15 protein-coding genes are annotated in these 10,299 nt (G+C 50.0%); all 15 read left to right on the top strand.

Features of this window, described 5'->3' with window-relative positions:
- Positions 1–229: 229 nt before the first annotated feature.
- The 15 genes from ACPV3A_RS24205 (at position 230) to ACPV3A_RS24135 (ending at position 10,247) form a co-directional block, all read left to right on the top strand.
- Entirely contained in the window at positions 230–469 is a 240-nt protein-coding gene (locus tag ACPV3A_RS24205; RefSeq protein ID WP_426201704.1) for a hypothetical protein, read from the top strand.
- Positions 470–749: 280 nt separating this feature from the next.
- Positions 750–1,349: a P27 family phage terminase small subunit gene (locus ACPV3A_RS24200; protein WP_426201703.1), complete on the top strand. Its 600-nt coding sequence runs from the start codon at positions 750–752 to the stop codon at positions 1,347–1,349.
- Complete coding sequence (locus ACPV3A_RS24195; RefSeq protein WP_280755994.1) at positions 1,342–3,099, top strand: terminase large subunit; 1,758 nt, start codon at positions 1,342–1,344, stop codon at positions 3,097–3,099. The genes ACPV3A_RS24200 and ACPV3A_RS24195 overlap by 8 nt, the downstream gene beginning before the upstream one ends.
- A 12-nt stretch (positions 3,100–3,111) precedes the next feature.
- Positions 3,112–4,446 carry a phage portal protein gene (locus ACPV3A_RS24190; protein ID WP_426201701.1) on the top strand — a complete coding sequence of 445 codons (1,335 nt, stop codon included), beginning with the start codon at positions 3,112–3,114 and terminating at the stop codon, positions 4,444–4,446.
- Positions 4,376–4,999, top strand: a complete 624-nt coding sequence (locus tag ACPV3A_RS24185) for an HK97 family phage prohead protease (protein ID WP_426201699.1) — start codon at positions 4,376–4,378, stop codon at positions 4,997–4,999. The genes ACPV3A_RS24190 and ACPV3A_RS24185 overlap by 71 nt, the downstream gene beginning before the upstream one ends.
- Positions 5,000–5,012: 13 nt before the next feature.
- Positions 5,013–6,242, top strand: a complete 1,230-nt coding sequence (locus tag ACPV3A_RS24180; protein WP_426201697.1) for a phage major capsid protein — start codon at positions 5,013–5,015, stop codon at positions 6,240–6,242.
- A gap of 55 nt (positions 6,243–6,297) precedes the next feature.
- A complete protein-coding gene (locus ACPV3A_RS24175; RefSeq protein ID WP_426201695.1) occupies positions 6,298–6,525 on the top strand; it encodes a hypothetical protein in 228 nt (75 codons plus the stop codon).
- Entirely contained in the window at positions 6,506–7,045 is a 540-nt protein-coding gene (locus ACPV3A_RS24170; RefSeq protein WP_426201693.1) for a hypothetical protein, read from the top strand. Before ACPV3A_RS24175 ends, ACPV3A_RS24170 begins: the two co-directional genes overlap by 20 nt.
- 11 nt (positions 7,046–7,056) lie before the next feature.
- Positions 7,057–7,545 carry a hypothetical protein gene (locus tag ACPV3A_RS24165; protein ID WP_280755862.1) on the top strand — a complete coding sequence of 163 codons (489 nt, stop codon included), beginning with the start codon at positions 7,057–7,059 and terminating at the stop codon, positions 7,543–7,545.
- The gene (locus ACPV3A_RS24160) at positions 7,542–7,892 is read left to right on the top strand and encodes a hypothetical protein (protein ID WP_426201691.1); all 351 of its coding nucleotides are present in this window, start codon (positions 7,542–7,544) and stop codon (positions 7,890–7,892) included. Before ACPV3A_RS24165 ends, ACPV3A_RS24160 begins: the two co-directional genes overlap by 4 nt.
- Positions 7,876–8,373: a phage neck terminator protein gene (locus ACPV3A_RS24155; RefSeq protein ID WP_426201690.1), complete on the top strand. Its 498-nt coding sequence runs from the start codon at positions 7,876–7,878 to the stop codon at positions 8,371–8,373. Before ACPV3A_RS24160 ends, ACPV3A_RS24155 begins: the two co-directional genes overlap by 17 nt.
- The gene (locus ACPV3A_RS24150; protein WP_426201688.1) at positions 8,360–9,364 is read left to right on the top strand and encodes a DUF3383 family protein; all 1,005 of its coding nucleotides are present in this window, start codon (positions 8,360–8,362) and stop codon (positions 9,362–9,364) included. The genes ACPV3A_RS24155 and ACPV3A_RS24150 overlap by 14 nt, the downstream gene beginning before the upstream one ends.
- Positions 9,365–9,377: 13 nt before the next feature.
- Positions 9,378–9,770, top strand: coding sequence for a phage structural protein (locus ACPV3A_RS24145; protein WP_280755985.1), 393 nt, complete (start codon positions 9,378–9,380; stop codon positions 9,768–9,770).
- A 32-nt stretch (positions 9,771–9,802) separates the two neighbouring features.
- Positions 9,803–10,108, top strand: a complete 306-nt coding sequence (locus ACPV3A_RS24140) for a hypothetical protein (RefSeq protein WP_426201686.1) — start codon at positions 9,803–9,805, stop codon at positions 10,106–10,108.
- Positions 10,071–10,247 (top strand): hypothetical protein, encoded by a 177-nt coding sequence (locus ACPV3A_RS24135; protein WP_426201685.1) that lies wholly within the window; start codon positions 10,071–10,073, stop codon positions 10,245–10,247. Before ACPV3A_RS24140 ends, ACPV3A_RS24135 begins: the two co-directional genes overlap by 38 nt.
- The last annotated feature ends 52 nt before the right edge of the window (positions 10,248–10,299 follow it).

The following is a 10,299-nucleotide window of genomic DNA, read 5'->3' as shown; positions in this document are numbered from 1 at the left end:
AGAGGAATTAATGAGCAATCCACCTAGAGGATACGGAAGTGTTCATAAACCATGCGAACACAAATATGAGTTCCTTTATTCTGACTTCGATAAAATGGATGGCCCCGGCCTTACCTATTATGAGCAGAAGGATACATTCTTCTGTAGTAAGTGTTTGGAATACAAAACGAAACTATCTCGTACCGCAAACGAGCGATACAAGCCGGAATGGTACAAAGGAAGGTGAATCTTGATGCAACAGGAGCGGGAGCATAAAGGGCTGGCTGATGTAGAGTTAAAGTTCAATGTCCAGTTTGCAGGATGGTATGAAGTCTTGATCCAGAAGATGGGCGGTGCCTTACAAGATGCGGTTAAGGCCGGCATGCCCGTCGATATTGCAGACAATATGTTTAAAGGCAACCTTAGTAGTGTCCTTAGAGATGCGTTGGTGATCGGAGATAGGACCTCATGGGAACAGAGTGGGAAGTAAATAACATTGTGCGTGAGCTCAAAAGAGTAGGGGAGCATTTGGTAAACGATCTGTACACGAAAGCAATGTGTGTAGAGGTCTATTTGCTGCACCTTCTGAGACGAATTTAAAGGGGGCATAGAGACGTCCATGTCTCGACCCTCCCGAACACACGACCAAGGGCGCACAAGGGGGAGGGGGGGTAAATCTCTGCGGTCCTTTTGCTAGTTGACCGCGTCCCCCTTATTTCGCGTAAAAACTCGTTTTATGAATTTTTCGGAGATTCAGGGAGGTGAACCCGATGGGACGGAACGGAAAACCGATTGATCTGCACCTCGCAGCGGGGAATCCGAACCGGCTAACCAAAGAACAAATCCGGCAGCGGCAAGAGAGTGAAATCAAGCTCGGGAAAACGGAGCTCGACAAGCTGAAACCCCCGGAATATGTGAAGAGTGACACCATCGCCTATAAACAGTGGAAGGATTGCTTAAAGGAATACAAGGCAGCTTCCCAACAAGGTTTGGACCTTTTAACGTCTTCGGATGTAGGGTTGCTGGCGATGTATTGCAAAACGTATTCGGAATATGAAAAGCTGCTAAAACAGTATCAACGCATCGAAAATATAGCGATCAACGAAGACATTTTGAACGATTATTTCGAAAAAATGGAGGGTATCGAGGAATTTGAAGGGCGGGCGCAGATGTATCTTTCGCAGCTCGCCTCCATCGAAGGGGTATTGAAGATCGAGACGGCCATTAACAAGAAAATGGACATGCTCCTGAAAATGCAGGACCGTCTTTTCCTGAATCCTCTTGCGAAGATCAAAAACGTACCGAAACCGAAGGAGAAAGAAAAGCCTGCAAGCAAGTTCAGTAAATTCGGGGGCGGCCGGGGTGTATAGCTCCCAAATCTATCCTTACAACACCGTAACCGAGCTTGACCGGGTCACAGCGTATGCCAAGGAAGTAGTTTCTGGCCGGATCATTGCAGGTGAGACGCAGAAACAGGCCTGCGAAAGGCACCTTCGGGACCTTGAACGGCAAGGGACGGACGATTTTCCATTTGTTTTTGACCCGGACAAAGCCCATGAAATCATTGATTTCGCCGAAAGCTTGACGCTTGCGGAGGGAGAAGAACCCGAACCGCTCAAGTTATGGGGCTTCCAGGACTTCATTTTCGGTAGCTGGAACGGCTGGCTGAACATGGAAGGGTACCGGAGATTCCGCACATCATATGTTCAGGTTGCCCGGCAAAACGGGAAATCGCTCGGGAACGCGGTTCCGGCCCTGTTCTACGGGAATTTTGACGGCTATAATTACCCGCAAGTATATTGCGCAGCCACTAAAGAAGATCAGGCGCGCATTGTTTTGAAGGAATGTCTTAAATTCATCAATGCCGACCCGGAACTCGGGGGCAGCAAGTATGAAGAGGGGCTATTCACTTCCAAAGAATATAAAAGTACGATTCTCTGCAATATTACCCGCGGGGAAATCAAGGCGATAGGTCGAGATACCGAGACGATAGACGGTTTCCGGCCTTATTTTGCGTCTGTCGATGAATATCACAAACACAAGACAAACCAAATGTACAAGCTGCTGACAGGGGGCCAGCGCAAATTAAAACAGTGCCTAACCTCCATCATCACGACCGCCGGATTCGACCTGAATCTGCCATGCTACGAGGAATACGAGTATGGGAAGATGATTCTGGCCGGGCTCCATGATGACGAAACGCATTTCGTCTTTATCTGTGAGCTGGACAAAGGCGATGACATTTGGGACGAAGCGAACTGGCCGAAGGCGAATCCACTCTGGACCGAAGAAACGCTTTCCAGTTTGCGCGGAGATGCCATTAAAGCGAAGAAAAAGCGCGGCGCCGATCTCCGGGATTTCATGACAAAGGGCCTGAACATCTGGGTACAATTCGCAGATAACCAGTACATGAACATGGAGCACTGGAAAAAAAGCGAGTCGGACACCACGCTGGAAGCCATGCGCGGCCGCAGATGTTATCTTGGGCTCGACCTTTCATCCGGCGGTGACTTGACGTCTGGGTGCTTGGAGTTTCCACTCGATGACGGGGAGCACCGGAAATATTATCTGCATTCGCACAGCTTCATGCCTGCGGGCAGGGTTGACGAGCATATTCAGTCCGATGACGCCCCTTATGATATATGGATCACGGACGACTTAATCACCGTCACCGAAACCCTAGGCGGTGTGAAGACAGATTATAAATACATCATCCGATATTACAAGGATCTAATAAAAAAATACGATCTGAAACTGGAAGGCATCGCTTATGACCCTCATAATGCGGATGCCTTTTTGTCTGATTTGGAAGAGTTCGGCGTGGATTGTGTGGAGATCGTACAGAGCGCCCGTAGCCTGAACGATGCGACCGTTGATTTCCGCTTGGAAGTCGAAGCGGGCAACGTGAGCTACGATCGGGAGAACAAGCTGCTGACGTGGTCCATGGTTAACGCTAAAACGGTAAGCAACAGTTTTGGTGAAATTAAGATCGATAAGGATCCGAAAGCCAAGACGAAGCGGATTGACCCAATTGACGCGGTCATCAATGCCCACAAGCTGTGCATGGCGAACAAAACCAAGCGGTCCGTCTATGAGGATAGGGGCGTACGGACCATTTAATTCAGGAAGGGGGTGAGAACACTGAAAATTCCCATTATTTCACGATTCCTTGAGAAACGGAGCGATTCAAGCACCTTAAGCAATCCGAAACAATGGATATACCAAGCGCTGGGGATTCCATTCGGCAAGAAAATATACGTTACTGAGAGTTCGGCCATGCGGAGCACCGCCGTTTTGACATGTGTTCGAATCCTGTCCGAGACGGTGGCATCCTTGCCGCTGCCGGTATACAAGCGATTGAACCCGAGGGGGCGGGAGCGGGTAAACCATCGAATCGGTGAATTGCTGCAGCGATCCCCGAACCCGAGGATGACGGCCTTCACCTTCCGGGAAACCATGATGGTCCACATTCTTTTATGGGGGAATTGTTATGCCGAAATCGAGTATGACAGCCGCGGGGATATCGTGGCATTGTGGCCCATTCCGCCCCACCGCGTCGAGCATATGGAGACGGAAGCGGGCGAACCGTTTTTTAGGGTAACTACCGCGGACGGGAAGCAGCACAACGTCCCTGATTATGCCATGTTTCATATTCCTGGGCTTGGCTTTGACGGCAAGAAAGGAATATCGGTTATTCAATGGGCGAAACAGGCGATTGAACTTGCCCTTGCAACCGAACAATTCGGCGCGGAGTTTTTCGAGAATGGTACCAATGTTGGTGCGGTGGTTACACATCCGGGCACACTTTCGGATCCAGCCTTTGAACGATTAAGCAAATCCCTGAAAGAAAAATATGAGGGGTTAGGCAAATCGCATCGGCTTATGTTGCTAGAAGAAGGGATGTCTTTTTCTAAAAACACCATTCCGCCAAATGATGCGCAGTTTTTGGAAACCCGGAAATTTCAGATTCTTGAAATTGCCCGTATCTTTCGAGTGCCGCCGCACATGATGGCCGATTTGGAGCGGGCAACATTCTCCAACATCGAGCATCAGAGCACGGATTTTATTGTTCATTCCGTCCGGCCGTGGTTGATCCGTTGGGAACAAACGATCAATTGGAAGCTGTTTGATGGAACCGAGCAGAAACGTTTGTATGCTGAGTTTCTAATCGAAGGTTATCTTCGGGGGGATTCCGCAGCGCGAGCTGCTTTCTATAAAGAAATGTTTAATCTTGGAGCGTTTTCGCAGAATGACATTCGCGAGAGGGAAAACGAGAACCCAATCCCCGGCGGAGATCGTTATTTTGTACCGTTAAACATGGTTCCGCTTGATCTCTTGGACGAGTATTACAAAGGCAAATTTGCACCAAAAGAAGCATTGAAGGGAGGTGATAACGATGAAGGAGAACGAGAAGGAGCAGCGGGAGCTAGTGCTACCGGGGAGCAAGCCGGAGGTGCGGAAGGTTGATGGAGAGCCGACAAAGATTATTGGATATGCGGTCCGCTGGGATCAGTTATCACATCCGATTTTCGGTATGTTCCAAGAGAAATTCAAGCGCGGGGCCTTTTCTAAATGCCTTGCCGATAATCCTGATGTCTATGCAGCGTGGCAGCACGATTCCCGGGAAGTCTTAGGGAGAACGCCGGGTACACTACTCTTGACAGAGGATGACATCGGACTTCGATACGATATTACGCCGCCGAGTTGGGCGGAAAAACACATTGAGACGATCGAGCGCGGAGACGTGCGAGGGTCGTCTTTTATTTTTCGCGCAACTGTGGAGGAATGGGACGAGACGAACAGTGATATGCCGATTCGCACCATTACCGAAGCGGAGTTGTTTGAAGTAAGCCCGGTCACAACACCGGCATATCCGCAGTCAACCGTTGGTATCCGATCAGCCGAAGAAGTGTTCCAAAACCGCAATCATAGTGATGAATCGATCTTAGGCTACACGGATGAAGAAATTGACATGATCATGCTTGAACACGATTTGCGAATGAAAAAACTTAACCTTTAGGGAGATGATCGATTTGAAAAACCTGATCGAACTGAGAAAGAAGCTTGCTGCCAAGAAAGATGAAATGCGCACGATGATCCAAGGCGCGCAAGGTGAAAAACGCAGTTTCACGGATGAAGAAGAAACGAAATTCACCGCTTTGGAGGGCGAGGCTCGGGACCTTGAAAGCGAAATTAAAATGGAAGAGCGGGCGCAGGCCTTGGCAATGTCCGCAGGCGGCACCAAGCGTACAGCGGACGACCCACAACATGAATCTGAATTCCGCAGCTTCGGTGATATGGTGAAAACATATCGAGAAAATCCGCATGACGAACGTCTTAAAGAATACCGCGAGCTGGCTATGAAAGCGAACACCAGCGGCGGTATTTTTGTACCTCCGCAATTTTCGGCGCAACTCTTTGAGGTCACCCCAGAATCTGCAATCGTGCGTCCTCGTGCCTTGGTAATTCCTGCTGATGACGATACGCCGGATGCAAGCATGACTTTCCCGGCGCTTGATCAAGGAACGGGAAGCAACATGTACGGCGGTGTCGAGGTCAACTGGATTGGCGAGGGCGATGAAAAGCCGGAAACAAACGCTAAGTTTAGAGATTTGAACCTAACACCTCATGAAGTAGCGGGTCATATTGTCGTCACGGACAAACTGCTGCGCAACTCGTCGGCCATCAATACCATTGTCGCCCGGTTGTTCCGTGGGGCCATTGCAGCTGCCGAGGATGACGCCTTCCTGTATGGTAACGGAGTAGCCAAGCCGCTTGGTGCAATTAATTCCCCAGCTAGTGTAACTGTGGCACGGAAAACGGCCGGACTTATTACGTATCTCGACATTGTCGGTATGCTGGCGAAAGTGAAGATGGGTGGCAACCTTGTTTGGGCTGCTTCGCAGTCGATCCTTCCGCAATTACTCACAATGAAGGATGATGCCGGGAATAACATTTTCCAGCCGAACATTGCAGATAAAATGACCGGCACACTTCTTGGGTATCCGATCCGATTCTCCGAAAATTCGCCGATCCTGGGCGAAGCGGGCGACTTGGTGCTCACGGACTTTGGTTACTACATGATTAAAGACGGGGCGGGCATCTTCATTCAGGCTTCCGAACATCCATTGTTCAAGCAAAACAAAACGATTATCAAAGCGTTCTGGAACGTGGATGGTAAGCCTTGGTTGAATGGTCCGTTGACACTCAAAAATGGCTATGAAGTTTCACCGTTTGTGAAGCTGGGCATTCCTCAACCTTAATCATCAAGCCCGGCCTAGTCCGGGCTCCTATTCTATTTGAAAGCGAGTGGGATATATGGCAGAGAAAACAAAGTTTTACCACGTCACCAATGACTTTGTAGACAAGGAAACGGATGAAGTTATATCCAAAGGGTCCATCTATGAAGCGGACGAAGACCGAGCAGCGCTGTTGAAAGCCGCGGACGTCATCGGGAAGGAAGCAACTAAAGCCGAGATTGACGAGGCCAAGAAAGCAGCGGCGAAGGATACGGATGGTGGCAAAGATGCTGGCAAGTCTAAATAAGACTAAGCCCTTTCTTGGGGTATCTCTGGACGATACGTCACAGGACCTTGAGATTATTTTAGCTTTAAAGGCAGCATCGGCGGCCATTGAAAGGGAAACGAATCGGAGTTACGAACACAAGCCATATCGGCAAACGCTGGACGGCTCTGGAACGCAATTCCTCCGGCTCCGAAACTTTCCCGTTCATTCCGTTTCCATGCTCAAGGTCGAGGGGAAGGAACAGGATTCCGGTTCTTTCGTGATTGAGTCGGAAAACGGCATGCTGTTTCGGCGCACTGGCTGGCCCTGTGGCTCCCGTTTGATTGATGTGGAGTATTTGGCCGGGTACATCCTGCCAAGCGACGAGGCGGGCGCACCAGAAGCCACGTTGCCGGAAAATATCCAACTGGCCTGTATCATGTTCGCTCAGATGCTGCTACGTTCCCCGGGTGTGAAGTCGGAGCGGGTCGGTGATATTTCCGTGACCTATGACGATAGTAAAGGCCTTCCGGACGTTGTCAAAGCGCTGATTCAGTTATGAGGTGATCATACATGCCGAAGAAGAAACGCCGGAGTTACCGGCGGGCGAACATAGAGGTCACAGAAGAAACGTATCTGCCGGGAATCATAGACGCGCTGCAGGAGCTGGTCACCAAAGAGGTTCATATCGGTGCGCAGGGCGATGAAGAACTTGCAATGATCGCCGGTATTCACGAATACGGTTCATTGAAAGCGGGCATCCCGGCCCGTTCATTTATCGGAGCGGGGAAAAAGAAGGCCCAAACCCCGATTTCTCGCGTGGTAAAAGAGGGCGTTGTCGAATTGGTGACCGGGAACCTTGAAACGGATGACTTGCTGCGAAAGATCGGCGATGTCGGCAAGGATCGGGTGCTCAAGAACTTCGATAAAATGCGGACGCCCCCACTATCTCCGCTCTATGCGAGACGGAAGGGGAACAAGAAGATTCTGCGGGATGAAGAACAGCTTCGAGAGTCAATTACTGCCGTGGTTGTCAAGAAGAAGGGAGGGCGTCGGCGTTGATGTTCCGTTTTAACTCCATCGTTAGAAAGTACGAAAAGCCTTACGTTCTGGTACGACCGGGCGAGGATCAAGGTTATGACGAATACGGCGACCCGATTCCGGCCCAGCCCGTACGGGTACCGTTAAGAGGTCTTTTTCAGCCGGTTTCGGCGGATTTGCAACTGGCCGAGGGCGGGAACTACACAGCGGAAGACCGGGCGCTCTATACGTCACACCGGCATGATCCCGGCGATCTGATCGAATACCAAGGCGATCAATACACCATCGATATGCCGGAGGGCCGAGATTACCGGGATACCAACAAATACATCGCGAAAAAGAGGGTTGTCAATGATCCCGTACAATGAAATCCGTAAGCTGCTTGTAAAAGAGCTATCAGGGTTTACCGGCCTGCAGGTCATTAACATGAACGGCGGCGGCAGCATCCCGAAAACGGCGTTTCTGACGTATCATTTCGAACCCGGATTTGAAAAAGTTCGCGGATTCCCAATTGAGGTTCATAAAGGCGATCATATCGAACAGGTGGAGACGGTGGAATTCACTGTCTCTTTTATGTCGTACGCCGATGATCATCCCATCAGCATGAACAATGCCCTGCTGGCTCGGGAATGGTTCAGAACCGATGGCCGTGAAATCTTGAAAGATGCCTATTGGATCATCGTTCACGAGGTCGGCCACGTAGAAAATCGGGATATCGCCATAGGGGAAGAGTGGGAGCGGCGGCACGGGTTCGAAGTGGTGTTCCGCATGCCGGATGTGTCCCAAAGAAAACTCTACACGATTGAAAAAGTAAACATAGAAGGAGCTGGTACCATTGTCAGCAATTAAAGACGTAACGGTCATTATTGATATCCAAAAGCCTTCGCCGGTCGTCGGTTTTGGTAAACCGCTGATCATCGGCACATCCGCCACGGCCAAACCGTACAAAACATACACCGAATTGTCCGAAGTAGCTACTGAGTTCACTACGAGTTCCGAGGTGTACAAAGCAGCGAAGGCGATTTTTGACCAGGATAACCGGCCGCCGGAGCTCGCGGTGATGCTGCGCGAGACAGCCGGGACGTGGGATGATTTCTTGCCTACGATTTTTGATAAGGATTGGTACTTTGCCGTATGCACGCGCAGCACATTGGAAGACATCACGGCCATTGCCGATGCGATCGAGGCCGCGGATGCAAGACAGTTTGCGGTGAGTACAAGCAGCAAGGATGACTTAACATCCATTAAGGCCAAGGACTACAAGAACACCTTTGCGTTCTATCATACGAACATTGACAATTACCCGGAGGCGGCATTGGTCGGCGAAGCGGGTTCAAAGCCGGTAGGAAGCATTACATGGAAGGGTCAACGCTTGAAAGGGATTCAGCCTTTGGATATTACGGCAGCTGAGCTGCGGGAGATTCATAATCTCGGAGCGATTACCTATGTAACCAAAGCGGGCGATCCGGTGACATCGGAAGGCAAGACGGTATCCGGTGAGTACATCGACGTTATCCATTCTAAGCACTTTGTCATTCACACGCTGGAATATGAGGTCCAGAAGCTGTTCAACAATGCGCGTGACCGCAAAATTGGATATGACAATACAGGCATCGCCCAAATCGAAGGTGTGGTCCGTACGGTGCTGCAGCGCTGCTTGAATCAAGGCATTATCGCCCGCGGGTCGGATGGCGTCGGATTGTACAGCACAACGTTTAAAACACGGGAGCAAACGACACCGCTTGAGCGGGCCAGCCGGGTTTATAACGGAGGCGCATTTGCTTTTGAGCTGGCCGGAGCGATCCACGAAACCACAATCAAAGGCGTAGTAACCTACTAAGGAGGGAAACCAAGTGGCGACAACTTATGATCCGAAGGATTTGACAGTTATGGTCAACGGCGTATATCTTACCGGGTTTAGTGAGGATATGGCCGAATTCGAAAAAGATGAAGATGGTTACGAGGTAAAAGTCGGAGCGCAAGGGGATGTTGTTCGTTCCAAAATCAATAACCCTTTGGCAACACTGTCCATTACGCTTCTTTCCACAAGCCCGCAAGTGTCCATGCTGGATAAACTGGCCGTTTCCGATGAATTGGTGCCGGTCTCAATTATCTATAACGGCGATCCGAAGGAGACCATCACAGTGACGGAAGCTTATATCAAGAAACCGGCTGCACGGTCCTACGGCACCGAAGCCGGAGACCGGGAATATGAAGTGCAGTGCCTGGATGCAACATACAGCTAAACCAAACCAAAACATGAAAAGGGGTATATCAAATGTCTAATTTCAAGCAGAAAACCTATACATCTAAATCCGGTACGGAATATGTATTCCAGTTCCCGGGCGTCCGGTCTGTCTCGAAAATCAACGATGCCAGCAAAAACAAATTCGGCGTAGTCATGGAAGAAAGACTCTCTGATGAAATGCTCAAGCACGTCATTGTTTCTCCGAAACTTAAAATTGATGATTTCCCTTCCTACCAAGAATATATGGAGGTCATCAACGCTGCCTATGCGTTCATTTCTGGCAAGGATGGTGATGGCAATGACGATCAGCAAGCCGGAAGCGGAGAAGAGGGCTAGAAACAACTGGAATATGTGGCGGCTGCTGCTGTCCGACATGAACATCACCTATCGTGATCTCGACCTGATGGATGACGATGACATCATGGAGGCAAATGCAGCTCTGGACATCCACATCAAACAACAGAAAAAAGACTAGCAAAAGAAGTGAGCGCCCGCGGGCGCTCCTTTTTGGTTTGGAAAGGGGGTGT

This window comes from Paenibacillus sp. Dod16 (genome assembly GCF_049893405.1).
GTDB lineage: Bacteria > Bacillota > Bacilli > Paenibacillales > Paenibacillaceae > Paenibacillus_AQ.
The sequence above is the reverse complement of the archived record's forward strand: the minus strand, read 5'-3'. Positions and strand labels throughout refer to the sequence as shown.